Origin of the sequence: Streptomyces sp. SUK 48, from assembly GCF_009650765.1 — a bacterium.
In the GTDB taxonomy this organism is placed as follows: domain Bacteria; phylum Actinomycetota; class Actinomycetes; order Streptomycetales; family Streptomycetaceae; genus Streptomyces.
Genome location: NZ_CP045740.1, coordinates 1,715,096 through 1,738,884, shown reverse-complemented (window position 1 = coordinate 1,738,884; position 23,789 = coordinate 1,715,096). Strand labels below are relative to the sequence as shown.

Here is a 23,789-nt window from a genome sequence, read left to right as displayed (position 1 = left end):
CGCGTCCTGGGCGTACCGGTGTTCGAACTGTGACGGTCGTGTGGCGAGCGCGCGAGACGTACTGTCGCTAGTGTGACAATCTGGCTACGCTGCGCTGACTGTCCCGACGGGAGGTACGGATGGGTCGCCCAGGCACGCGGAGACTGGCGGTTCTGACGGTGGTCTCGGCCGCCGTGGTGACGATGGGGGCCGCGGCACCGCCGCCCGCCCCGAAGGCGGGCGGACCGGCCGGCAAACAGGCGGTGGCCGTGGGCTACGGCGGTGCCGTCGCCAGCGTCGACAAGGACGCCACCGCCGCCGGTATCGAGGTCCTCAAGCACGGCGGCAACGCGGTGGACGCCGCCGTCGCCACCGCCGCCGCGCTCGGCGTCACCGAGCCCTACTCGTCCGGCGTCGGCGGGGGCGGCTACTTCGTCTACTACGACGCGCGGACCCGCACGGTGCACACCATCGACGGCCGCGAGACGGCACCGCAAAGCGCCGACTCCCGGCTCTTCGTGGAGAACGGCAGACCGCTCTCCTTCAATGACGCCGTCAGCAGCGGACTCAGCGTCGGCACCCCGGGCGCCCCGGCCACCTGGCAGACCGCCCTCGATGAGTGGGGCAGCCGGAAGCTCGGCAGCGTCCTGAAGCCGGCCGAGCGGCTCGCCCGCGACGGCTTCACCGTGGACGACACCTTCCGCTCGCAGACCGCGGGCAACGAGACCCGGTTCCGCTACTTCCCGGACACCGCGAAGCTGTTCCTGCCCGGCGGCAAGCTGCCCGTCGTCGGCTCCACCTTCAAGAACCCCGAACTCGCGAAGACCTACGAGGAGTTGGCGAAGAGGGGGATGGGAGCGATCTACCACGGCGACATCGGCGACGACATCGTCAGGACCGTCGAGCACCCGCCCGTGGACCCGGCCTCCGGCTGGGACGCCCGCCCCGGCAAGCTCGCCGAGAAGGACCTCGCCGTCTACCGCGCCAAGCTCCAGGCGCCCACGCGGACCGCGTACCGCGGTCTGAACGTCTACTCCATCGCCCCGTCCTCCTCGGGCGGCACCACGGTCGGTGAGGCGCTCAACATCCTGGAGAGCTCCGACCTGGCGAAGATGAGCGAGGCGCAGTACCTGCACCACTTCATCGAGGCCAGCCGGATCGCGTTCGCCGACCGGGGCCGCTGGGTCGGCGACCCCGCCTACGAGAAGGTGCCCACCCGCCAGCTGCTCTCGCAGAAATTCGCGGACTCGCGGGCCTGCCTGATCAAGGACGACGCGGTCCTCACCAGCCCGCTCGCCCCGGGCGACCCGTACCACCCGAAGGACTGCGCCAAGGGCGGCAAGGCGGCGCCGACGACGTACGAGGGCCAGAACACCACCCATCTCACGGTCGCCGACAAGTGGGGGAACGTCGTCTCGTACACCCTCACCATCGAGCAGACCGGCGGCAGCGCGATGACCGTGCCCGGCCGGGGCTTCCTGCTCAACAACGAGCTGACGGACTTCTCCTTCACCCCGGCGAGCCCCTCCGTGCCCGACCCGAACCTGCCCGGTCCGGGCAAGCGGCCGCGCTCCTCGATCTCGCCGGCGATCGTCCTCGACGGCCGCAACCGGCCCGTGGTGGCGCTGGGTTCGCCCGGCGGCGCGACCATCATCACCACGGTGCTGCAGACCCTGACCGAGTTCCTCGACCGGCGCCTTCCGCTGGTCGACGCGATCGCCGCCCCCCGCGCCAGCCAGCGCAACGCGGCCCAGACGGAACTCGAACCCGCCCTGTACAACAGCCCGTTGAGGCAGCAGCTGGAGGCCATCGGCCACCATTTCACCCTCAACCCGGAGATCGGCGCCGCTACCGGGGTGCAGCGGCTGCCGGACGGCAGGTGGCTGGCCGCGGCCGAGAAGGTACGGCGCGGTGGGGGCTCGGCGATGGTGGTCGACCCGGCCCCGTAGCCGCCGGGCGCACGACACGCGCGAGGGTGCCGGGGGCGAACCGCATCCGGCACCCTCGCGTTCGCCCCCGGCACCCTCGCGCACGGGTCTCGCTCCGGGTCTCGACGGGTCTCATCCGGCGGGCGGGGCCTGCGCGGCCTCCGGCGCCTTCGGTGTCCGGAAGTCCAGCTGCCCGTCCCTGACGTCCACGGTGACCCGGCCGCCCTCGGAGACCGTGCCGTTCAGCAGCAGCCGCGACAGCCGGTTGTCCACCTCGCGCTGGATGGTGCGGCGCAACGGCCGGGCGCCGTACTCCGGTTGGTAGCCGCGCTCGGCGATCCAGTCGACCGCCGCGTCCGTGAACTCCACCGAGACGCCCTGCCCGTCCAGCAGCCGCCGGGTGCTCTCCAGCAACAGATCGGTGATCTGCCGCAGTTGCCCGCTCGTGAGCTGCCGGAAGACCACGATCTCGTCGATGCGGTTGAGGAACTCGGGCCGGAAGTGCTCGCGCAGCGGCCGCATGATCTGCTCCCGCCGCGCCTCCTCGTCGGCCTCCGTGCCGCCCGGACCGAAGCCGATCCCGGCGCCGCGCCGGGTGATCGCCTCGGAGCCGAGGTTGCTGGTCATCACGATGACCGTGCTGGTGAAGTCGACCGTGCGGCCCTGGGAGTCGGTGAGCCGGCCGTCGTCCAGCACCTGGAGCAGGATGTTGAAGACGTCCGGGTGCGCCTTCTCCACCTCGTCGAGGAGCAGCAGCGAGTACGGGTGCCGCCGCACCACCTCGGTGAGCTGGCCCGCCTCCTCGTGGCCCACGTACCCGGGCGGGGCGCCGACCAGCCGGGAGACGGTGTGCCGCTCCTGGTACTCGCTCATGTCGAGGCGGACCATGCGGTCCTCGCTGCCGAACAGCGCCTCGGCGAGCGCGCGGGCCAGCTCGGTCTTGCCGACACCGGTCGGGCCGAGGAAGAGGAAGCTGCCGATCGGGCGGGCGGGGCTGGCGAGCCCGGCGCGCGAGCGCAGCACCGCCTCGGCGACCACCGCGACGGCCTCCTCCTGGCCGACGACCCGCTGATGCAGATGCGCCTCCAGGCCGAGCAGCCGTTCCTTCTCCTCCTGGGTGAGCCGGCTGACCGGGATGCCGGTCTGCCGCGAGACCACCTCGGCGATGGACTCCGCGGTCACCTCCAGCTGCCCCTCGTCGGCCTGCTCGCCCCCGGACGCCTCGGCGATACGTTCCTTCAGCTCGGCGATCCGGTCGCGCAGCTGCTTGGCCTGCTCGTAGTCCTCGTCGGCGACCGCCTGGTCCTTGTCCCGGACCAGCTGGTCCACCTCGCGCTCCATCGCCCGTACATCGGTGCCCTTGGTGCGGGCGCCGAGCCGGACCCGGGCGCCCGCCTGGTCGATCAGGTCGATCGCCTTGTCCGGCAGCCGCCGGTCGGTGAGATACCGGTCGGACAGCTCCACGGCGGCGACGAGCGCCTCGTCGGAGTAGCGGACCTGGTGATGGGCCTCGTAGCGGTCGCGCAGCCCGCGCAGGATCTCGATGGTGTCCTGCACGGTCGGCTCGGGCACCAGGACCGGCTGGAAGCGGCGGGCCAGCGCCGCGTCCTTCTCGATCCGGCGGAACTCCTCCAGGGTGGTCGCGCCCACGATGTGCAGTTCGCCCCGGGCCAGCGCGGGCTTGAGGATGTTGCCCGCGTCCAGCGCGCCGCCCTCGCCGCCGGAGCCCGCGCCGACGACGGTGTGCAGTTCGTCGATGAAGACGACCAGCCGGTCGGAGTTGGCGCGGATCTCCTCCACGATGTTGTTCAGGCGCTCCTCGAAGTCGCCCCGGTAGCGGGTGCCGGCCACGACCCCGGTCAGATCGAGGGCGACCACCCGCCGCCCGGCCAGCTGGTCCGGCACGTCCCCGTCGGCGATCCGCTGGGCGAGGCCCTCCACGATGGCGGTCTTGCCCACCCCCGCGTCGCCGATCAGCACGGGGTTGTTCTTGCCCCGCCGGGAGAGCACCTCGATGGTCTGCTCGATCTCGGTGTCCCGGCCGATCACCGGGTCGACCCGGCCCTCCCGGGCCAGCTCGGTCAGATCACGGCCGTACTTGTCCAGCGTGGGGGTGCCGGTGGAGCGCTGCCGCTCCACGCGCACCGGGCCGGTGGCGCCCTCCGGCGGCTCCGGCGGCAGCCCGCTCGCCGGGAAGCGGGCCGCGTGCAGGATGTGCCCCGCCGCCGAGTCGGGGTTCGAGGCCAGCGCGCTGAGCACATGCTCCGGGCCGATGTATCCCGCGCCGGTGGAGCGGGCCATGTCGTGCGCGTCCAGCAGCGCCCGCTTCACCGCCGGGGTCAGGGACAGCGAGGTCGGCGGCGGCACCTCGCCCGGCGGGTGCGCGACCGGGCCCGCCCGGTCGTCGATCTCGGTGGCGAGCGAGTCCGGATCGGCCCCGGCCCGGGTCAGCAGGCTCCGCGTGGGCTCGGTGGAGACGGCCGCGCGCAGCAGATGCTGGGTGTCCAGGTCCCGGCTGCCGTGCTCGGCCGCGTACTGCGCCGCCCCTTTGACCAGCTCCCGCGCCGGCTGGCTGAGCAGCCGGCCGATGTCGATGTGCCGCGGGCCGGGAGCGCCGCCGCTGCCGCCGGCGGCGCCGCTGAAGAAGCGGGCGAGGAATTCGCCGAAGGGGTCAGGAGGGTAGCCGTTGGTCATGGCGATGCTTTCCTTCGCTGACGGTGGCTCCGCCGGGTAACCCGGAGTGGGGCTGCTCATGCCCACGATGGCATGAAGTGTGGGGGTGGGCATGTTCGCCCGGGCGGGGCACGGGCGCCCCTCAGGCGGGGCCGCGGGCCGTCAGGACGCGGGGTCCCGCCTCCGTGATCGCCACCGTGTGTTCGGCGTGGGCGGCGCGGGAGCCGTCCGTCGTGCGCAGGGTCCAGCCGTCGGGGTCGGCGCGGTAGTCGTCCCGGCCGCCCCCGATCAGCATCGGTTCGATCGCCAGGACCAGGCCGGGGCGCAGCGGGAAGCCGCGGCCGGGGCGGCCCTCGTTGGGGACGCCGGGGTCCTCGTGCATACGGCGGCCGATGCCATGGCCGCCGAAGTCCTGCGGGACGCCGTAGCCCGCCGTACGGCAGACCCGGCCGACGGCGTGGGCGATGTCGCCGACGCGGTTGCCGGGGACGGCCGCCGCGATGCCCGCCGCCAGCGCCCGCTCGGCGGTGTCGATCAGCGTGACGTCCTCGGGGCGCGCGCGGCCCACCGTGAAGCTGATCGCCGAGTCCCCGGCCCAGCCGTCCAGCAGGGCCCCGCAGTCGATGGAGACCAGGTCGCCCTCGCGCAGCCGGTACCCGGTGGGGATGCCGTGCACGATCGCGTCGTTCACCGAGGCGCAGATCACCGCGGGGAAGGGGGTCGGGGCGAAGGAGGGGCGATACCCGAGGAAGGGCGAGGTCGCCCCCGCCGCCCGCAGCACCTCCCGCGCCACCTCGTCCAGCTCCAGCAGCGAGACCCCCACGTCCGCGGCCTTGCGTACGGCACTCAGGGCCTGCCCGACGACCTGGCCCGCTGCATGCATCGCGTCGATCGACGCGTCCGTCTTCAGTTCCACCATGCCAATTACTATACCGGTATTTGTATTGGGGTCGGGACTGGGGTCGGGGTCGGGGCCGGGGGCGTTCCGGGCGGGCGGTATTTGAATGGGGGAGTGCGGCGGGCACAATGGGCGCATGGTGCGCACCCCCCTCACCCCCGAAGAGCACGAGCGCGGCGAGCGGCTCGGGCGGCTGCTGCGCGAGGCGCGCGGTGACCGCAGCATGGTCGAGGTCGCCGCCGCGGCGGGCGTCTCCGCCGAGACCCTGCGCAAGATCGAGACCGGCCGCGCCCCGACCCCGGCCTTCTTCACGGTGGCCGCGCTGGCCGGCGTGCTGGGCCTGTCGATGGACGAGCTGGCGGTGCACTGCACCCCGGTGGCCGTCTGAGCAGGAGCGACTCCTCGGGGTTCGCCCCGGCTCGGCGCGGCTCACCCACCGGAGTGTGAATCGCCCTCGCCCCAGCGGGTTGGCGGTGATGGTCTTGGCAAGGCGGCCCCGGAGGCTTACGTTCGTGCCTCTACGGTCTGCTCTACGGGCGTAGAGGCTCTGACGTCATGTCGAAGGAGCGGCTCATGGCCGACGTCGTCCGCGCCGCGCTGGTCCAGGCCACCTGGACCGGCGACACCGAGTCCATGGTGGCGAAACACGAGGAGCACGCCCGGGAGGCGGCCCGGCGGGGCGCGCGGATCATCGGGTTCCAGGAGGTGTTCAACGCCCCCTACTTCTGCCAGGTCCAGGACCGGGAGCACTTCCGGTGGGCCGAGCCGGTGCCCGACGGGCCGACCGTACGGCGGATGCGAGAGCTCGCGCGGGAGACCGGGATGGTGATCGTCGCGCCGGTCTTCGAGGTCGAGCGGTCCGGGTTCTACTACAACACCGCCGCCGTGATCGACGCCGACGGCAGCTACCTCGGCAAGTACCGCAAACACCACATCCCCCAGGTCGAGGGCTTCTGGGAGAAGTACTACTTCCGCCCCGGCAACCAGGGCTGGCCCGTCTTCGACACGGCCGTCGGCAAGGTCGGCGTCTATATCTGCTACGACCGCCACTTCCCGGAGGGATGGCGGCAACTCGGTCTCGGCGGCGCCCAGTTGGTCTACAACCCCTCCGCCACCCACCGGGGCCTGTCCGCCCACCTGTGGCAGCTGGAGCAGCCCGCCGCGGCCGTCGCCAACGAGTACTTCGTCGCCGCCATCAACCGGGTGGGACAGGAGGAGTACGGGACCAACGACTTCTACGGCACCTCGTACTTCGTGGACCCCCGCGGGCGGTTCGTCGGCGACCCGGCGGACGACAAGGCCGAGGAACTCCTCGTCCGCGACCTGGACTTCGCACTCATCGACGACGTACGGCAGCAGTGGGCCTTCTACCGCGACCGCCGTCCCGACGCCTACGAAGGGCTGGTGCAGCCGTGAACGACCTCTACTCCCGCCACCGCAGGGTGATGCCCGACTGGCTCGCCCTCTACTACGACGACCCGATCGAGATCACCCACGGCGAGGGCCGGCACGTCTGGGACTCCGACGGCAACCGCTACCTGGACTTCTTCGGCGGCATCCTCACCACCATGACCGCGCACGCGCTGCCCGAGGTCACCAAGGCGGTCAGCGAGCAGGCCGGGCGCATCCTGCACTCCTCGACCCTCTACCTCAACCGCCCGATGGTCGAACTCGCCGAGCGCATCGCCCAGGTGAGCGGCATCCCGGACGCCCGCGTCTTCTTCACCACCTCCGGCACCGAGGCCAACGACACCGCCCTGCTGCTCGCCAGCACCTACCGGCGCAGCAACACCGTCCTGGCCATGCGCAACAGCTACCACGGCCGTTCCTTCTCCACCGTCGGCATCACCGGCAACCGCAGCTGGTCCCCCACCTCGCTGTCCCCGCTCCAGACCCTGTACGTGCACGGCGGCGTCCGCACCCGGGGCCCCTTCGCGCACCTGGACGACCGCGCCTTCACCGACGCCTGCGTCGCCGACCTCAAGGACGTCCTCGGCCACACCCGGCCCCCGGCCGCGCTGATCGCCGAACCCGTCCAGGGCGTCGGCGGGTTCACCTCGCCGCCCGACGGCCTGTACGCCGCATTCCGCGACGTGCTCAGCGAACGCGGCATCCTGTGGATCTCCGACGAGGTGCAGACCGGCTGGGGCCGCACCGGCGACCACTTCTGGGGCTGGGGGGCGCACGCCGCGAGCGGCCCGCCGGACATCGTCACCTTCGCCAAGGGCATCGGCAACGGCGCCTCCATCGGCGGTGTCATCGCCCGCGCCGAACTGATGAACTGCCTGGACGCCAACAGCATCTCCACCTTCGGCGGCACCCAGCTCACCATGGCCGCGGGTCTCGCCAACCTCGCCTACCTCCTCGACCACGACCTCCAGGGCAACGCCCGCCGGGTCGGCGGCCTGCTCATCGAGCGGCTGCGGGCCGTCGCCGCCCAGCTGCCCGGGGTGCGCGAGGTCCGCGGGCGCGGTCTGATGATCGGCATCGAGCTGGCGAAGCCGGGCACCGACGAGGCCGATCCGCAGGCGGCCTCCGCCGTCCTGGAGGCGGCCCGGGCCGGCGGCCTGCTCATCGGCAAGGGCGGCGGCCACGACACCAGCGCCCTGCGCGTCGCCCCGCCGCTGTCGCTGACCGTCGCGGAGGCCGAGGAAGGCGCCGCCGTCCTGGAGGACGCGCTCAGGAGCGCCTACGCGTAACGGACGCGTACGACACCCAGGGGACACCTGGCACTGCCGAGCAAGGGGATACGGCCATGACCACCACCTCCGCCTCCCGTCCCGCCGCCCCGCCGGGACCCGCCCTGTCCGTGCGCCAGGTGCTCACGCTGGAGCGGGTGCTCGCGGGGGAGCCCGAGGTGGTGGCCGGCGCCGACGGCCTCGACCGGGCGGTGCGCTGGGTGCACGTCGCCGAGGCCGCCGACGTGGGCGTGATGCTCACCGGCGGCGAGATGGTGCTCACCACCGGCGTGCTGCTCGCCGGGGACGAGACCCGGCAGGCCGAGTACATCCGCTCCCTGCACCGCGCCGAGGCCGCCGCCGTGGTCCTCGGCCTCGGGCGGGCCTTCCCCGCCCCGCCCGAGGTGATGCGCCGCGCCGCCGAACGCTGCGGCCTGCCCCTGGTCGTGCTGCACCGACCCTTCCCCTTCGCCGAACTGACCGAGGAGGTGCAGTCCCGGCTCATCCGGCGCAAGTTCGCGGCCGTCAGCCTGTCCGAGGCGGTACGCACCGACCTCACCGCGCTGATCACGGCCGGCGCCCCGCTCCAGCGGCTGCTCGACGAGGTGGCCCGGCACAGCGCCTGCCCCGTCGTCCTCACCAACCTCGCCCACCGCGTCCTCGCCACGGCGGGGGAGCGCTCCGCCGTGGACGATGTGCTGCGCGACTGGGAGCGGGTCGCCCGGCAGGCCGGGGGCGGCGCCCTGGACGCCTGGATCAGCGCCGAACTCGGCGGCCGCGGCGAACGCTGGGGCAGGCTGCTGCTGTGCGGCTACCGGGGCGAGACGGCCACCGGACGGCTGCTCGCCGACCGCGCCGCCGAGGCCCTGGTGCTGCACCGCATGCTCGGCGGCTCCGCGCTGAGCTGGGAGGAGCAGTCCGCGCGGAGCCTGCTGACCGACCTCGTCCTTGGTGTCGTACCGGCCCGCCAGTTGCTGCCGCGCGCCCGCGCCGCCGGGCTCCCGGTCAACCTGCGCACCTTCGTGCCGCTCGTCGTCCCGGGCGCCGAACCCGCCGTGCTGGACCGGCTGCTGCGGGTGCTGGGCCTGTCCGGGCTCGCCGCCGAGCTGGCCGACGGGGTCACCGCCGTCCTGCTCAGCCTGCCGCGCGACCGGCCCGCCGACGCCCTCACCGCGCTCTTCGCGACCCGGCTGCGGGAGGGCACCGGGCGACCGGACGCCGTGGTCGCCGCCGCCGACGCGCGCACCGGCTGGGACGAGGTGCCGGCCGGACTGCGCGAGGCCCGCCATGTCGCCGAGGCCGTCGCCGGCTCCGCCGCCGCCCTCGGACTGCCCGCCGTCGTCCGCCTGAAGGACGTCCATCTGCGCGGTCTCGTACGGCTGTTGCGGGAGAACCCGCATGTGCAGTCGTTCGCGGAACGGGAGCTGGACGGGCTGCTGTGCACGGCCGAGCCCGAGCTGCTCGAAGTGCTGCGCACCTACCTCGCCACCGGCCGCAACAAATCCCGTACCGCCCAGCTCCACCATGTCTCCCGGCCCGCGCTCTACCGCCGCCTGGAGGCCATACAGGGCCGGCTCGGCGTCGACCTGGACGACTTCGAACAGGCGGCCTCCGTGCACATCGCCCTGCTCGCGCATGACGCGCAACAGCGCTGAAACCTGTGACCACCTGGGAAAACGGCGGTGAAACATGGGCCAGCGCAGACATGACACGGTGGCACGCGAAACGCCCGGGGACGTGACACGCTGCCCGTCGAAGCCGGCCCGCTCGCTTCCTAGGCTCACCGCACACCCAGCTACCGGAGGTCCCGATGAGCCGAGTGATCCGTGCCGCCCTCTTCCAGACGGCCTGGACCGGCGACAAGGAATCCATGATCCAGGTCCACGAGCAGGCGGTCCGCGACGCGGCCGCGCAGGGCGCTCAAGTCCTGTGCTTCCAGGAGCTGTTCTACGGCCCCTACTTCTGCCAGGTCCAGGACAAGGCGTTCTACGACTACGCCGAGCGCGTCCCCGAGGGCCCGACCGTCCGGCGCTTCCAGTCCCTCGCCCGCGCCCTCGGCATCGTACTGATCCTGCCGATGTACGAGGAGGAGCAGCCGGGCGTCCTCTACAACACCGCCGCCGTGATCGACGCGGACGGCAGCTACCTCGGCAAGTACCGCAAGACCCACATCCCCCAAGTGCAGGGATTCTGGGAGAAGTTCTACTTCCGTCCCGGCAACAGCGGCTGGCCCGTCTTCGACACCGCCGTCGGCCGGATCGGCGTCTACATCTGCTACGACCGCCACTTCCCCGAGGGCTGGCGGGCGCTCGGCCTCGAAGGCGCCGAGATCGTCTTCAACCCCTCGGCGACCTCCCGCGGCCTGTCCAAGTACCTGTGGCAGCTGGAGCAGCCGGCCGCGGCCGCCGCCAACGAGTACTTCGTCGGCGCGATCAACCGGGTCGGTGTGGAGGACCTGGGCGACAACGACTTCTACGGCACGACCTACTTCGTGGACCCCGAGGCCCAGTACGTCGGCGAGGTCGCGAGCGACAAGGAGACCGAACTGGTGGTCCGCGACCTGGACATGGCCAAACTCCGCGAGGTCCGCGACCGCTGGCAGTTCTACCGCGACCGCGCCCCGGGCGCGTACGGCCCGCTGACGGCGCCGTAAGACGGCCTTCAGAGGCGCGGGACCGCATCCGATGTGCGGCTACCGCCGCGCGGGCGCGACCAGCCACGACGTACCCGCAGCCGACAACGAAAGGGGACCAATGCCCGGCCGAAAAATCATCCGTGGTGGTCTCGTCGTCACCGCGTCCGACGAGATCCACGCCGACGTCCTCATCGAGGACGGCCGTATCGCCGCCGTCGCGGCGTCCGGCACCCCCGCCGCCGCCGCGCTCGGCGCCGAGCAGACCATCGACGCCACCGGGAAATACGTCATCCCCGGCGGTGTCGACGGGCACACCCACATGGAGATGCCCTTCGGCGGCACCTACGCCTCCGACACCTTCGAGACCGGCACCCGCGCCGCCGCCTGGGGCGGTACGACCACCATCGTGGACTTCGCCATCCAGAGCGTCGGCCACACCCTGCGCGAGGGCCTGGACGCCTGGCACCAGAAGGCCGAGGGCAACTGCGCGATCGACTACGCCTTCCACATGATCGTCTCCGATGTGCACGAGGAGACGCTCAAGGAGATGGACCTCTTGGTCGAGGAGGGCGTGACCTCCTTCAAGCAGTTCATGGCCTACCCCGGGGTGTTCTACTCCGACGACGGCCAGATCCTGCGCGCCATGCAGCGCGCCGCCGCCAACGGCGGCCTGATCATGATGCACGCCGAGAACGGCATCGCCATCGACGTCCTGGTCGAACAGGCCCTCGCCCGCGGCGAGACCGACCCCCGCTACCACGGGGAGGTCCGCAGGGCGCTGCTGGAGGCCGAGGCCACCCACCGGGCCATCCGGCTCGCCCAGGTCGCGGGCGCACCGCTGTACGTCGTCCACGTCTCGGCCGCCGAGGCGCTGGCCGAGCTGACACGGGCCCGCGACGACGGCCTGAACGTGTTCGGCGAGACCTGCCCGCAGTACCTGTTCCTGTCCACCGACAACCTCGCCGAGCCGGACTTCGAGGGCGCCAAGTACGTGTGCTCGACGCCCCTGCGGCCCAGGGAGCACCAGGCGGCACTCTGGCGGGGCCTGCGCACCAACGACCTCCAGGTGGTCTCCACCGACCACTGCCCGTTCTGCTTCAGCGGGCAGAAGGAACTGGGCCGCGGCGACTTCTCCAAGATCCCCAACGGGATGCCGGGCGTGGAGAACCGCATGGACCTCCTCCACCAGGCCGTCGTGGACGGGCACATCTCCCGCCGCCGCTGGATCGAGATCGCCTGCGCCACCCCGGCCCGGATGTTCGGCCTGTACCCGAAGAAGGGCACCATCGCCCCGGGCGCCGACGCCGACGTGGTGATCTACGACCCCCACGCGGAACAGGTGATCTCCGCCGAGACGCACCACATGAACGTCGACTACTCGGCCTACGAGGGCAGGCGGATCACCGGCCGGGTGGAGACGGTCCTCTCGCGCGGCGAGACCGTCATCGACCGGCGGGAGTACACCGGGCACGCCGGACACGGCGTCTACACCCCGCGCTCCACCTGCCAGTACCTCACCTAGGAGCAGCGCCCATGGACTTTGGACTCGTCCTCCAGACCGACCCGCCGGCCTCCCGTGTCATCGACCTCATGCGGCGGGCCGAGCGCAACGGCTTCAGCCACGGCTGGACCTTCGACTCCGCCGTGCTGTGGCAGGAGCCGTTCGTCATCTACAGCCAGATCCTCGCGCAGACCGAGCGGCTCACGGTCGGGCCGATGGTCACCAACCCGTCCACCCGCACCCCGGAGGTCACCGCCTCCACCTTCGCCACCCTCAACGACATGTTCGGCAACCGCACGGTGTGCGGCATCGGCCGCGGCGACTCCGCGATGCGCGTCGCGGGCCGCAGGCCCAACACCCTCGCCCGCATAAGCGAGGCCATCAAGGTGATCCGCGCCCTCGGCCGGGGCGACGCCGCCGACCTCGGCGGGGGCGCGGTCGTCAAGTTCCCCTGGGTCGGGCCCGGCGCCCGGCTTCCGGTCTGGATGGCGGCCTACGGCCCCAAGGCGCTGAAGATGACCGGCGAGGAGGCCGACGGCTTCATCCTCCAGCTGGCCGACCTCTACCTCACCGAGTACATGGTGAAGGCCGTCAAGGACGCGGCGAAGGCGGCGGGGCGCGATCCCGGCGAGGTCCGCATCTGCGTGGCGGCACCGGCGTACGTCACCGCCGACGACTCGCCCGAGGCCCTCGCCCACGCCCGCGACCAGTGCCGCTGGTTCGGCGGCATGGTCGGCAACCACGTGGCCGACCTGGTCTCCAAGTACGGCGAACACTCCGCCCAGGTCCCGGAGGAACTCACCGAGTACATCAAGTCCCGGCAGGGCTACGACTACGCCCACCACGGGCGCAGCGGCAACCCCGACACCGAGTTCGTGCCCGACGAGATCGTGGACCGCTTCTGCCTCGTCGGCCCGCCCGAGTGGCACATCGAGAAGCTGACCGCGCTGCGCGCCCTGGGCGTCGACCAGTTCGCGCTGTACGACATGCACGACGCGCAGGAGGCCACCATCGACGCCTACGGCACGCAGGTGATCCCGGCCGTCAACTCCTAGCCTTACCAGCCCCGTTCACCGTCTCTCCCGGTCCCCTCGGGGGTCCGCCCCAACCCCCCACCCCCTGGTCGCCCCTCCCCGCCTCCCCGCGGGGAGGGGCTGGTGCCCGCACTGGCCTTAGCCGACCCGTCCCGTTCCCGATTGGGGCCCGCCCATGACCGACACCGCTCCTGCGCACATACCACCCCCGGCCCAAGTCACCCTCGCCGACGGCCGGGTGGAGATCGCCCCCGGCGCTCCGCGGCCCAGCGGCCGCTACGCCAACGAGGACCTGCTGCCGGTCCCGGCCGCCCGGCGCACCTGGACGACGTACAACTTCTCCGCGCTGTGGGTCGGCATGGCCCACAACACCGCCTCCTGGACGCTGGCCTCCGGGCTGATCGCCGTCGGCATGGACTGGAAGCAGGCGGTGTTCACCATCGCCGCCGCCAACCTGGTCGTCCTGGTGCCGATGCTGCTGACCGGGCACGCCGGACCGAAGTACGGCATCCCCTTCCCGGTCTTCGCCCGCGCCTCCTTCGGGGTGCGCGGCGCCAACCTCCCCGCCGTCGTACGGGCGCTGGTGGCCTGCGGCTGGTTCGGCATCCAGACCTGGATCGGCGGCGAGGCCATCTACTTCCTCGCCGGGAAACTGATCGGCGACGGCTGGTCGGGCGCGGCGCACGTCGGCGGCTACGCCTGGACCATGTGGCTGTCGTTCGCCCTCTTCTGGGCGCTGCAAGTCGCCATCATCCACCGGGGGATGGAGACCATCCGCCGCTTCGAGAACTGGGCCGCGCCCTTCGTGCTGGTCGGCGCGTTCGTGATGCTGTGGTGGATGGCGTCGAAGGCGGGCGGGATGGGTCCGCTGTTCGACCAGCCCTCCTCGCTCGGCTAGGGCGGCCGGTTCTGGAAGCTGTTCTGGCCGTCCCTGATGGGCATGATCGGCTTCTGGTCCACCCTGTCCCTGAACATCCCGGACTTCACCCGCTACGGCCGCAGCCAGAAGGCCCAGACCTGGGGGCAGGCGCTCGGACTGCCCACCACCATGACGCTGTTCGCGTTCCTGTCCGTGCTGGTCACCTCCGGTTCGCAGGCCGTCTACGGCAAGCCCGTCTGGGACCCGGTACAGCTGGCCGCGAAGACCGACAACGTGGTCGGTCTGCTCTACGCCCTGGTCACGGTCCTGGTGGCGACCCTCTCGGTGAACATCGCCGCCAACCTGGTCTCCCCGGCCTTCGACTTCTCCAACGTGGCGCCCAGCAGGGTGAGTTTCCGCACCGGCGCGCTGATCACCGCGGTGCTCGCCGTGCTGATCTTCCCGTGGAAGCTGTACTCCGACCCGCAGGGCTACATCTTCACCTGGCTCGGCCTGGTCGGCGGGCTGCTCGGCACCGTCGCGGGCATCCTCGTCGCCGACTACTGGATCGTGCGCCGCACCCGGCTGGACCTCGCCGACCTCTACCGCACCGGCGGCCGGTACTGGTACGCGGGCGGCTGGAACTGGCGGGCGGTCCTCGCCTTCCTCGTCGGCGGCGTCCTCGCGATCGGCGGCGCGAGCCTCAAGCCGCTCTACGACGGCCGCCCGATCCCGGCCCTCGCCCCGCTCGCCGACTACGGGTGGGCGGTCGGCCTCGGCACCTCGCTGGTGCTCTACCTCGCGCTGACCCTGCCGGCCGGGCGGCGAAAGCGGGCGGCGGAGACGGTCTGAGCGAGGGGCCGTCCGCGGTCATTCCGCGGACGGCCCCGGTGGGCACGCGTCGACCGGGGCCAGGGACTCGGCCCGGTCGAGCCGCACGGTGACCTCGCCGGTGTCCGTCCGCACCAGCAGCCGTCCGGCGTCCGCGCGCACCGGCTCGCCGCACACGTCCCCGGACGGGGTGCGCACCAGAATCCGGGGGCCGTCCTTCCCGGGCCCGTACCAGGTGAGCGCGACCCCGGTGACGAGCATCGCGCCGCACCCGATCGTCAGCACCACCCCGCGGGTGAGGGCCCGTACCGTGCGGCGGGTCTCCATATGGTCGCCGAAGTGCAGCGCGGTGGCGGCGGCGGGGACCCCGGCCGGCAGCCGGACGCCGATGGGCGCTCCGTGCGCCGCCCGGAGCAGCAGCAGCGCGCCGAGGGTGCCGAACACCAGGCACAACAGCAGCGCGCCGCCCACCAGGGCGTCGTACGGCGGGGCCAGCTTCCCCACGTCCGTACGGCCCTTGACCAGGCCGAAGCCCAGCAGTCCGGCGAACAGGGCGGCGAGCCCGTTGCGCCAGGCGAGCGCCGCCGCCCGGGCGCGGGCCAGCTCACCGGCGAGCAGCTCCGTGGTCAGCCGGCCCGCCCGGCGGTCGGCGGGGGTCGCGGGCGGGCCCGGCCGTACGGACCAGCGCGGGGTCATCCGCGCTCCACGAGGACGTTCCAGTAGGCGCCGCACCCCTTCTCCTCGGGTGGCCGGCCCGGGTGTTCGGCCGTGCACTCGCAGAGCACCGGCACCTGCGCGGGGCGGGGCGCCCGGCGCGGGGTACGGAAGACCCGGTCGGTGTGCGTGTACGTGAACGCGCACCCGCAGCGCGGGCACCGGCCGTGCAGCACGGCCACCCCCTCGTCCGCGGCCTCGATCCGCAGGCCGTTCGTGTAGCGCACCGCGTAGTCGTCCCGGGTCGTCTCCACGTACGGTTCGAGGGCGCCGGGCGCCGGTGCGGAGTGCGTCACCGCATCCCCCTCCTTGGCTGATCCTCACGCGGACAACGAGACGTCCAGCATGGCGAGTTCGCCGCCCCGGTGCCACGGCCGGAGCCGGGCACGCCCCGAACTCGCCCGGCGGCTGGCCCCGTCGGCGCCCCGGTGCGCGCGGATCGGGCGGAATCCGTCCGGGAACCGGGCGTTGTCCGGCAGGATGCCGGGAAGGTGCGCGACCACCGGCCGCCGGGACCGGGGGAGCGGGCACCATGGCGGCGGAGGGGATGACGCATGAGTGGAGCCGGGGCCGTACCCGTCAGCGACCGCATCGCCGCCGCGCTCGGGCGCACGGCCGGGATCTCCGTCCCGATGGACCCGCGCGCCTACGAGGGGACACGAGGACCGGAACTCGACGCGCTGACCGATGAACTGGACCTGATCCACGCCGAGTTGGAGTCGGCCCAGGGGTGTGAGGCACAGGCCGCGATGGTCGCGGCTCGGCTCGGCAGCTGCCTCGCCCTGCGCTTCGTCCTGGCGGGCGCCCCGGCCGACCGGGAGCGAGCGGTGCCCCTGCTCGACGGCGCCCGGGCCGCGGCCCCGCTCGACGAGGCGGACCGGGAGGCCGCGCGCCGGGACCTCGTCCACCTGCTGGGCTCGCGGCTGATGACGCTGACCCGGGAGGTCCCGGCCGGCTCCGGCAGCGGGTGGAGCGTCGACCGGCTGACGTCCATGCTGGAGGCCGGGGCCCCGCTCGGGCACGGCGGCACCGGTCTGGTGGAGGACACCGATCTGCTCGTACGGCTGCTGCTCGAACGGGAGCAGGAGCGCATGCCTCCCGAACTGCGCACCAATCTGCGGGGGCTGGGCGCGCTGACCGAGGCGCTGCTGAAGGGCGACATGGGCAGGGCCGCCGACGGGGCCCGGCAGTTCGTCGCGGCCATGCCCGAGACACAGCTGCCGGCACCGCTGCGCGCCCTGCTGCCGTCGGCGTTGTCCATGCTGGAGGACGGCCTCGCGGAACTCCCGCCCGGGGCCGAGGGGATCGTCCCCGCCCCGGCCGCCGAACCCGCCGGCCCCGAGGAGCTGGAAGAGTACCGGCACACCCGCACCCGGTTCCTCGCCCTGGCCGAGGTGATGTCCCCGGAGACCCTCGCACCGGAGGAACTGCCCAAACTCATCGCCGAGTTGACCGTCACCCGGGACCCCGCGACGGGGGAGGAGCACCGCGCACCCGTCCAGTCCCGGCTGATCGCCGCCCTCCTGCACACCACCCTCGCCGCACGCTCCGGGGACATGGAGGGATTCCGGGAGGCGCTCCGGCTGATGCACGAGGCGTACACCGACGGGGAACTCGAGGGCCGCGCCCACCGCGAATGGCTGCGCACCATCGTCCCCGGCGTGCTCGCCGCGGCCTTCCTCACCGGTGGCAGCCTCCAGGACGAGGACATGTCCCGGACCCTGCTCGAAGCACAGCGCTGGAACAAGGACGCCGAAAACGCCGAGTACGCCGAGGACACCGAGGACGGCAGCCTGGCCGCGAGCCTGCGCATGTGCGGGGAGGTCACCCGCCTCCAGGGGCGGCTGACGGCCGCCCTGGACAGCGGTGACGGCGACGCGGTCGAGGACGTCATCGAGGCGCTGTGCGAACTGGAGCTGGACGAGGCGTTCGACGGCGCCGAGGAGTGGACCTTGGCCCTCGCCGGTTTCGTGCTCGGCTTCGCCTATCTGGGCCGGGTGGTGCTCGCCGCCTCGGCGGAGGACCGCACGGAGCAGCTGCGGGCCGCTGCACATCACCTCCAGCGGGCCGTGGAGACCTCGGTGGAGATGCCCGTGCTGCGCGGCCTCCTCGAGAGCGGCTGGGCCGGGCTGATCGCGCTGACCGCGATCGCCGAGTCCGATCCCAGCCGTATCGCCGAGGGCGTGCGGCGCACCAGGAAGGCCCTGGAGAACCCCGGATTCACCCCCGGGGTACGGCCCTGGGCGCGCGGCGGTATCGCCATCGCCCTGGACACCCTGCACCAGCTGACCGGGGACCCCGAGCCGCTGGACGAGGCGATCGACGAGCTGGCCCAGGGCCTGACGGAGCTGCCCGACGGCGCGCCCAACGGCGCCCGCCTCACCTGGGACCTGGCCGCGCTGCGCGCCAAGCGCGCCACCCTCGGGGCGGGCGAGGCCGACGCCGGTGAACTGGGTACGGCCGTCGGCCTCGCCCGTACCTCGCTGCGGCTCGCCGCCGACGAGGTGCTGCTCCAGCAGGGCGCCCACCGCGGCCTGCGCATCGCGCGCGGGGCGGCCGACCGGGGCCGCCGCGCGGCCTTCTGGGCGCTGCGCGCCGGGCTCGCCGAGGAGGCGATGGCGTGTCTGGAGGAGGGCCGCTCCCTGGTGCTGGGCGCGGCGGCCGTCTCGGCGGGCGTCGCCGACCGGCTGGCGGCCCTCGGCGAGAGCGGGCTCGCCGAACGCTGGCGGCGCGCCACCGCCGACGGCTCCTGGGACCGGGCCGACGACCGCTCCCTGCTGGAACTGACGGCCGCGGGCACCGGCCTGCCCGTCGCCCTGGCGGGCCGCTCCCCGCTGGAGGTGCTGGCCGCGGCGGGCGCGGGCGCCCCCGATCTCCCCGGCGACCTACGCCGCCGCTCCCTGGACGCGCTGCGCGGCCGGGCCGAGGACGCCGACGCGCGGCCGGTGCCCGCCGCCGCGGCCGACCTGCGCGCCGGGCTGGCGGAGACGGGCGCGGACGCGCTGGTGTACCTGGTCCCCGGCGTCGACGGCCCGGACGGGGCCGTCCTGGTCGTCACCCGCGACGGCCCCGTCACGGCGCTGCCCCTGCCCGGCCTCACCCCCGCCGGCCGCGCGCCCGTGACGGAGTACCTGGAGGCCGGTGCGCACCGGCAGCGCCTGGAGGCCGCCGCCCTCGAGGGGCCCGCCGCCGTCAGCCCGAAGGACACCGGTCGCGCCGAGCGGCGCTGGCTGGGCGCCCTGGACGGGATGTGCGCGTGGGCGGGCGAGGTGCTGGGTCCCGTACTGGATCACCTGGGGGTCTGGGGCCGCGCCCTCGGCGAGGCGGGGCTCGCCGGCGTCCCCGGGCGGGCCGCCGAGGCCGTACGGCTCGTCCTCGTGCCCTGCGGTGAACTCGGGGTCGTGCCCTGGCAGGCGGCCGTTCTGGAGCCGCCCGCCGCCCACGGCGTGCCGCGTGCCGTACGGGCCTGCGAGGTCGCCGTGCTCACGCACGCCGCGTCCGGCCGGGAGTTCCTGCGGGCCGCGGCCCGCCGCCGGATGAACCCCGCCGACCGCCCCGCCCTGGTGTTCCACGGGACGGACGACCTGGAGTGGGCCGAGGACGAGATCGAGACGCTGGCCGAGGTCCACTACCCGGGCGCCGTGATCCACCGCCCCGACGAGGACCCCGCCACGCCCGAGACGGTCCTCGCCCTGCTCGGCGGCCGGGCCGACGCCCCCGCCTCCCTGGTGCACATCGCCTGCCACGGCCTCGCGGGCCCCGACCCGACCCGGTCGGCCCTCTACCTGGCCGCCCCGGCCGGTGCCGCCGCCGGTGGCGCCCTCACGCTGAGCGCCCTGCTGGAGACGCCCGCCGAGGGCGACGCCTTCCGCTCGGCCGGGCCGCTGGTCGTGTGCGGGGGCTGCGAGACGGACCTCACCACCCGCGACCACGACGAGGCGCTGACCGTCACCTCGGTCATGGTGCACCGGCTGGCCGCCGACGCCGTCGGCTCCCGCTGGAAGGTCGACGACCAGTGCTCCGAGGTGCTCATGCTCGTCCTGCACGACGCGCTCGCCCGGGGCCTCGCCCCGCCGGACGCGCTGCGCGCCGCCCAGCGCTGGATGCTCACCGCGCCCGGCGAACGGCCGCCCGTGCGCACGGTGAAGCATGTCGCCGCCCGCCGCCTCGCCGAGAACTTCCGCGACCGGCCCGACACCTGGGCGGCCTTCGTCCACCACGGCAACCCCGCACCGGCGGCGCGGCCCGCCCGGCCCGAGGAAGGAGAGCGTGTATGACGTCGGAGGAACTGCTCAGGCTCCTGGAGAGCCACTGGACCACCGTCATCACCGGCCTCGACGGCGACGACCTGGACCTGCTCGCGCGCACCCTGCGGGAGATGCGGGAGGCGGCCGCCGCCCAGAACCCGCCGGGCGTGGCACGGGCCGTACGCGGGCTGCGCCGGACGCTGTCCGCGCTGCCGCCCGACCACCCGGTGTCCGAGGCGCTCGGCGGCCACCGCTACGCCGCGGGCCCCCGTGAACTGCCCCGCCTCACCACGATCGACGCCGTCATCGACGTGCTCGGCACTCCGCCGCCCGACCCCGCCGACCTGCTGCGGGCGGCCCGTCTGCGGCTCCTCGCCGCGCCGGCGCTCACCGCGGACGACCACCCCGAGCTGCGCGGCGGCCCGGACACCCCCGCCGGTCTGATCAGACTGCGCGATCCGGACCGCGGCATCCGCTGCCCGGGCTTCCAGTTCCGGGCCGGCACGGTCGAACCGCTGCCGGTCGTCCGCCGGATCAACGAACTCCTGCGGGCGGACCGGGACCCCTGGGGGGCCGCCGACTGGTGGCTGGGCGGCAACCGCTGGCTGGGCGGTGTCCCCGCCGACCTGCTCGGCGTGCTGCCGGACGAACAGCTGGAACGCGCCGCCGCCGAACTGGTGAGGGCGCTCTGATGGTCGGCCAACTCCCGCCCCGCGACGCCGTGATGAGGCCGGTGATCACCCAGGTGGCGGCGGGCACCGTCGTCTGGCGGTGCCACGAGGAGCAGTACGCGCCCGGCGAGTTCAACCCGAGCGTCGCGCACGAGTTCTTCAAGGGCAGCCGCTTCGACCCCACCGAGAAGGACCCCTACCCCTACCTCTACGCGGCCCTCGACCCGGTCACCGCGCTGTCCGAAGTGCTGCTGCGCTCGGTCGAGTTCAGCGACGTCGGCGGGGTGCGGCAGATCCCGTGGGCGCAGGCGTCCCGGTACGTCCTGTCGGCGGTGCGCACCACGGCCGATCTCACCCTGGTGGACCTCACGACGGCCGAGGGGCTGGCCGCCGTGTGGCAGGACGGCTGGCTGATCGACACCGACGACTACGCGGGCACCCGCTACTGGGTCCGGGTGATCCGGGAGCGCAGCAGCCAGGTGCAGGGCCTGTGGTGGACGTCGAAGCGGTGCAGGCCGCGCCCGGCGCTCCAGCTGTTCCAGGACCGCTGCCCGGCCGCGCCGCTCGACCCCCGCCCGCGGGACACCCTCCGGCTGGCGTCGAGGGAGGACGCGCGCGAGGTCAACAAACTGCTGGCACCGCTGCACGCGGTCATCTCCGCGCAGGAGGAGTGAGGAACGCCCCGCACGGGCGAAGGCCCCGGCCCGCTGGTGCGGGTCGGGGCCTTCCCTCATGCGGCCAGGCGGGCTGTCGTACGAGAGCCGTTCAGCGGTCCCGGGCCACCTCGCGGCGGGCCGGGGCCGGCAGCAGCGGCCAGTCGCGGGACAGCCGCATCGCCGACTCCGTCACGGCCGGGTCCTTCGACGCCGTCATGACCTCCCCCAGATACCGGGCGGCCGCGGCCTCGTACAACTGGCGGGCGGCGGAGGTCCGTTCGTTCGCGGCCTCCCTGCGGGCCCGCCGGCGGTCCTCGGCCGTCTCCTGGGCGGCCCGCGCCCGCTCGGTGACGGCGACGCTCTCCTCGTGCCGCCGCAGCAGCCCGGTACGCCGCTCCAGCGCCGTACGGAAGGCGTCGAGGAAGGGGTGCTCCCGGAACAGGCCGAGCAGGAAGCCGACCCCGCCCGAGAGCAGCAGCAGCGCGCAGAACAGCCAGGTCACCGTCTGACTCGACAGATGCAGCCGGTCCACCAGGGTCGTGGTGTCGGCGCCGGCACCGCCGATGCCGCGGAAGCCGGAGGCCCCCGCCGCCGGGGCCGGACTGTCGTGCTGGGTCACGAACTTGGCGCGCAGCAGGCCGAGCCCCCAGGTCAGACCGCCCCACACCCCGAGCAGTGACACCGCGGGCAGCCAGCCGAGGCGCGGCGAGCCGGTCGCCGAGCGCCACCGCAGCATGAGCCCCGACAGGTGCGGCAGGACCAGCATGATGACGGCGGACGAGATCGCGAGGCCGCCGGACATGAAGTCCCCACCCGCGCTGCCGACCCCGTGGAAGGGCTGGTACGCGACCCAGTAGATCGGCACCTCGACCGCCATGATCACGGCGAGCAGCGCCCAGGTCATCCAGCGGGGCAGACCGGGGCGGGTCTGGAGGCCCTCCCAGCCGTAGCTCGACGCGGTGTCGCGGGCCTCGGCGCGCGCGGCACGGTACACGTCCCGGATCGCCCCGGCGTCGGTGCCGTCCGGGGCGCCGGTGGTGGACACCGACTGCCAGTCGTCGCCCGGTTCCGGCGCCGCCTCCCCGCCGTTTGCCGCCCGCGACGGCTCGTCCTCCCGGATGCCGTCGCGTGCCGGGCCCGCGGAGCCGCCTGCCGGTGGCCGGTCGGCCTCGGGGAAGCGGGCCTGGAGCCAGCGCTCCTCCACCCGCTCGCGCAGACTGTCCCGGAAGCGGAGCCAGCGGGCCGAACGGGCGGCCAGCAGATCGAGCTGGCGGCGGGCCGTCTCGATCTCCCTCTCCACCTCGCGCAGCCGCTCGTCCAGGATTCTGGTCTCAATCTCCCCGGCGGTCACCTCGGAGCCCGACCGGGCGTCGAGCAGCCGGGCCGCCTCCTCCTGGAGGTTCAGCTCCTCCTCGATCCGGTGCACGACGACGTCCCGTACGGACGCCAGTTCCGCGAAGTACGGCACCCGGTCGCCGCCATTCAGCACCCACGGGTCCAGCGTCCCGCGCCGCGCGTCCTGGCGGCCCCGCTTGCGGGCGCCCTGGAGGAGGTCGCGTTCGCCCCGGTCGCCGATGACCAGCGGCGGCCGCCCGGCGCGGGGGCCACCGGGAGCGGGCCCCGGACGGGCGCCGGTGCCCGGCTGCGTGCTGCCGCCGCCCGTGAACGGCAGATAGCGGGCTATCCGCCGCCGGCGCGGCTGGGGGTCAGCCCCGGTACTTGTCGTCGACATGCGCCTTGGCCCTCCCTTCGAGTGCCTCGGTCCAGAAGGACTCGAAGTCGGCGGCCTCGCTGGGCTTCGCCTTGTACTGCATGCCGAGCCCGACGGGGAAGACGTCCATCCCCTTGATGCCGGGCATGCCGCGCTTGTCCACCAGCGAGTCGATCACCTTGCCGCGCGCGGACCTGGTGGTGATGTCCTGCCGCGACAGATGGAACTCCGGGTCGGCCTGGTCGAAGTCGCTCACGACGAGGAGCTTCGCGGCCGGGCCGCCGGAGGGGACGGCCTCCCCGATGCGGGTCAGCGCCCCCCACACGTCCGAACCGTTCTGCGTACGGGCGCACTTGAGCTCGGCGAGGGCCGCGACGGCGGCGTTCCGCTGGGCGTTGGCACGCTGCGTCTTCTGGTCGGTGGTGGCGTCGTGCGGCGGGTCGAGGTCCACCTCGTCCTGCCGGCAGGACGAACTGCGCGAGGAACGGGTGACGGGGGCGTAGTCGAGGGTCCCGCACTTCTGGTCGGTGAGGAACGCGCCGAGGGTGTCCTTCAGCTTGGCCTCCGAGTCGAATCCCTCCTTCGCCGCGGCGGCCGACCCCGAACCGTCGATGACCAGGCCGCAGGGCGTGGTGAGAGCTTCCTCCTGCCGGGTGCACGACACGAGGGAGCCGAGCGCGCACACCAGGGGGACGAGGACCGCGAGCCGGCGGGCGGCGCGGACGGTGGACCGGCGACCGGCCCGTGCCGAGTGCTGCACGATGATGTTCCCTG

18 protein-coding genes and 1 pseudogene are annotated in these 23,789 nt (G+C 73.5%); 12 read left to right on the top strand and 7 right to left on the bottom strand.

Annotated features, from left to right (window positions below; all coding sequences use genetic code 11):
- Positions 1 to 119: 119 nt before the first annotated feature.
- Positions 120 to 1,928 carry a gamma-glutamyltransferase gene (gene ggt / locus GHR20_RS07335; protein WP_153812697.1) on the top strand — a complete coding sequence of 603 codons (1,809 nt, stop codon included), beginning with the start codon at positions 120 to 122 and terminating at the stop codon, positions 1,926 to 1,928.
- 111 nt (positions 1,929 to 2,039) lie between these two features.
- Here ggt and GHR20_RS07330 read toward each other — a convergent pair whose 3' ends face one another.
- Positions 2,040 to 4,601 (bottom strand): ATP-dependent Clp protease ATP-binding subunit, encoded by a 2,562-nt coding sequence (locus GHR20_RS07330; RefSeq protein ID WP_148023170.1) that lies wholly within the window; start codon positions 4,599 to 4,601, stop codon positions 2,040 to 2,042.
- 121 nt (positions 4,602 to 4,722) lie between these two features.
- Complete coding sequence (map, locus tag GHR20_RS07325; RefSeq protein WP_153812696.1) at positions 4,723 to 5,499, bottom strand: type I methionyl aminopeptidase; 777 nt, start codon at positions 5,497 to 5,499, stop codon at positions 4,723 to 4,725.
- A gap of 115 nt (positions 5,500 to 5,614) precedes the next feature.
- Between map and GHR20_RS07320 the strand changes: the two genes are divergently transcribed.
- The 8 genes and pseudogenes from GHR20_RS07320 (at position 5,615) to GHR20_RS07285 (ending at position 15,037) form a co-directional block, all read left to right on the top strand.
- Positions 5,615 to 5,866 (top strand): helix-turn-helix transcriptional regulator, encoded by a 252-nt coding sequence (locus GHR20_RS07320; protein ID WP_153812695.1) that lies wholly within the window; start codon positions 5,615 to 5,617, stop codon positions 5,864 to 5,866.
- Between the two features lie 185 nt (positions 5,867 to 6,051).
- Complete coding sequence (locus tag GHR20_RS07315) at positions 6,052 to 6,894, top strand: nitrilase-related carbon-nitrogen hydrolase (protein ID WP_153812694.1); 843 nt, start codon at positions 6,052 to 6,054, stop codon at positions 6,892 to 6,894.
- Positions 6,895 to 6,923: 29 nt separating this feature from the next.
- On the top strand, positions 6,924 to 8,177 hold the full coding sequence (locus GHR20_RS07310; RefSeq protein ID WP_181515980.1) for an aspartate aminotransferase family protein: 1,254 nt from the start codon (positions 6,924 to 6,926) through the stop codon (positions 8,175 to 8,177).
- A 56-nt stretch (positions 8,178 to 8,233) separates the two neighbouring features.
- Complete coding sequence (locus GHR20_RS07305; RefSeq protein WP_153812693.1) at positions 8,234 to 9,811, top strand: PucR family transcriptional regulator; 1,578 nt, start codon at positions 8,234 to 8,236, stop codon at positions 9,809 to 9,811.
- A gap of 155 nt (positions 9,812 to 9,966) precedes the next feature.
- Positions 9,967 to 10,809 carry a nitrilase-related carbon-nitrogen hydrolase gene (locus GHR20_RS07300; protein ID WP_148023176.1) on the top strand — a complete coding sequence of 281 codons (843 nt, stop codon included), beginning with the start codon at positions 9,967 to 9,969 and terminating at the stop codon, positions 10,807 to 10,809.
- 100 nt (positions 10,810 to 10,909) lie between these two features.
- Positions 10,910 to 12,313, top strand: coding sequence for a dihydropyrimidinase (gene hydA, locus GHR20_RS07295; RefSeq protein WP_148023177.1), 1,404 nt, complete (start codon positions 10,910 to 10,912; stop codon positions 12,311 to 12,313).
- A gap of 11 nt (positions 12,314 to 12,324) precedes the next feature.
- A complete protein-coding gene (locus GHR20_RS07290; RefSeq protein ID WP_153812692.1) occupies positions 12,325 to 13,347 on the top strand; it encodes a TIGR03842 family LLM class F420-dependent oxidoreductase in 1,023 nt (340 codons plus the stop codon).
- Between the two features lie 154 nt (positions 13,348 to 13,501).
- Positions 13,502 to 15,037: pseudogene (locus tag GHR20_RS07285) on the top strand (NCS1 family nucleobase:cation symporter-1).
- Between the two features lie 18 nt (positions 15,038 to 15,055).
- Here GHR20_RS07285 and GHR20_RS07280 read toward each other — a convergent pair.
- From GHR20_RS07280 to GHR20_RS07270, 3 genes are read right to left on the bottom strand one after another with little or no spacing between them, the layout of a single operon-like run.
- Positions 15,056 to 15,712 (bottom strand): hypothetical protein, encoded by a 657-nt coding sequence (locus GHR20_RS07280; RefSeq protein ID WP_153812691.1) that lies wholly within the window; start codon positions 15,710 to 15,712, stop codon positions 15,056 to 15,058.
- Positions 15,709 to 16,026 (bottom strand): hypothetical protein, encoded by a 318-nt coding sequence (locus GHR20_RS07275; RefSeq protein WP_111581230.1) that lies wholly within the window; start codon positions 16,024 to 16,026, stop codon positions 15,709 to 15,711. The genes GHR20_RS07280 and GHR20_RS07275 overlap by 4 nt, the downstream gene beginning before the upstream one ends.
- A 24-nt stretch (positions 16,027 to 16,050) precedes the next feature.
- Complete coding sequence (locus tag GHR20_RS07270) at positions 16,051 to 16,233, bottom strand: hypothetical protein (RefSeq protein ID WP_153812690.1); 183 nt, start codon at positions 16,231 to 16,233, stop codon at positions 16,051 to 16,053.
- A gap of 51 nt (positions 16,234 to 16,284) precedes the next feature.
- Here GHR20_RS07270 and GHR20_RS07265 point away from each other — a divergent pair, with 51 nt between their 5' ends.
- Genes GHR20_RS07265 through GHR20_RS07255 form a run of 3 tightly spaced genes read left to right on the top strand, consistent with a single transcriptional unit; the run spans position 16,285 to position 21,322 of the window.
- Positions 16,285 to 20,007, top strand: a complete 3,723-nt coding sequence (locus tag GHR20_RS07265) for a CHAT domain-containing protein (RefSeq protein WP_153812689.1) — start codon at positions 16,285 to 16,287, stop codon at positions 20,005 to 20,007.
- Positions 20,004 to 20,669 (top strand): hypothetical protein, encoded by a 666-nt coding sequence (locus GHR20_RS07260; protein WP_153812688.1) that lies wholly within the window; start codon positions 20,004 to 20,006, stop codon positions 20,667 to 20,669. Before GHR20_RS07265 ends, GHR20_RS07260 begins: the two co-directional genes overlap by 4 nt.
- Positions 20,669 to 21,322, top strand: a complete 654-nt coding sequence (locus GHR20_RS07255; RefSeq protein WP_153812687.1) for an RES family NAD+ phosphorylase — start codon at positions 20,669 to 20,671, stop codon at positions 21,320 to 21,322. The genes GHR20_RS07260 and GHR20_RS07255 overlap by 1 nt, the downstream gene beginning before the upstream one ends.
- Before the next feature lie 91 nt (positions 21,323 to 21,413).
- Here the strand turns inward: GHR20_RS07255 and GHR20_RS07250 are convergent, their stop codons facing one another.
- Both GHR20_RS07250 and GHR20_RS07245 read right to left on the bottom strand, forming a co-directional pair.
- On the bottom strand, positions 21,414 to 23,036 hold the full coding sequence (locus GHR20_RS07250) for a hypothetical protein (protein WP_153812686.1): 1,623 nt from the start codon (positions 23,034 to 23,036) through the stop codon (positions 21,414 to 21,416).
- Positions 23,011 to 23,775, bottom strand: a complete 765-nt coding sequence (locus tag GHR20_RS07245; RefSeq protein WP_153812685.1) for a hypothetical protein — start codon at positions 23,773 to 23,775, stop codon at positions 23,011 to 23,013. The genes GHR20_RS07250 and GHR20_RS07245 overlap by 26 nt, the downstream gene beginning before the upstream one ends.
- Positions 23,776 to 23,789 lie beyond the last annotated feature (14 nt).

Bases quoted from the DNA above. Each gene is read 5' to 3' on its own strand.
- map (WP_153812696.1), bottom strand. From the start codon at position 5,499: ATGGTGGAACTGAAGACGGACGCGTCGATCGACGCGATGCATGCAGCG.
- GHR20_RS07290 (WP_153812692.1), top strand. From the start codon at position 12,325: ATGGACTTTGGACTCGTCCTCCAGACCGACCCGCCGGCCTCCCGTGTC.
- GHR20_RS07320 (WP_153812695.1), top strand. From the start codon at position 5,615: ATGGTGCGCACCCCCCTCACCCCCGAAGAGCACGAGCGCGGCGAGCGG.
- ggt (WP_153812697.1), top strand. From the start codon at position 120: ATGGGTCGCCCAGGCACGCGGAGACTGGCGGTTCTGACGGTGGTCTCG.
- hydA (WP_148023177.1), top strand. From the start codon at position 10,910: ATGCCCGGCCGAAAAATCATCCGTGGTGGTCTCGTCGTCACCGCGTCC.
- GHR20_RS07265 (WP_153812689.1), top strand. From the start codon at position 16,285: ATGAGTGGAGCCGGGGCCGTACCCGTCAGCGACCGCATCGCCGCCGCG.
- GHR20_RS07250 (WP_153812686.1), bottom strand. From the start codon at position 23,036: ATGTCGACGACAAGTACCGGGGCTGACCCCCAGCCGCGCCGGCGGCGG.
- GHR20_RS07255 (WP_153812687.1), top strand. From the start codon at position 20,669: ATGGTCGGCCAACTCCCGCCCCGCGACGCCGTGATGAGGCCGGTGATC.
- GHR20_RS07310 (WP_181515980.1), top strand. From the start codon at position 6,924: ATGCCCGACTGGCTCGCCCTCTACTACGACGACCCGATCGAGATCACC.
- GHR20_RS07330 (WP_148023170.1), bottom strand. From the start codon at position 4,601: ATGACCAACGGCTACCCTCCTGACCCCTTCGGCGAATTCCTCGCCCGC.
- GHR20_RS07315 (WP_153812694.1), top strand. From the start codon at position 6,052: ATGGCCGACGTCGTCCGCGCCGCGCTGGTCCAGGCCACCTGGACCGGC.
- GHR20_RS07305 (WP_153812693.1), top strand. From the start codon at position 8,234: ATGACCACCACCTCCGCCTCCCGTCCCGCCGCCCCGCCGGGACCCGCC.
- GHR20_RS07300 (WP_148023176.1), top strand. From the start codon at position 9,967: ATGAGCCGAGTGATCCGTGCCGCCCTCTTCCAGACGGCCTGGACCGGC.
- GHR20_RS07260 (WP_153812688.1), top strand. From the start codon at position 20,004: ATGACGTCGGAGGAACTGCTCAGGCTCCTGGAGAGCCACTGGACCACC.
- GHR20_RS07280 (WP_153812691.1), bottom strand. From the start codon at position 15,712: ATGACCCCGCGCTGGTCCGTACGGCCGGGCCCGCCCGCGACCCCCGCC.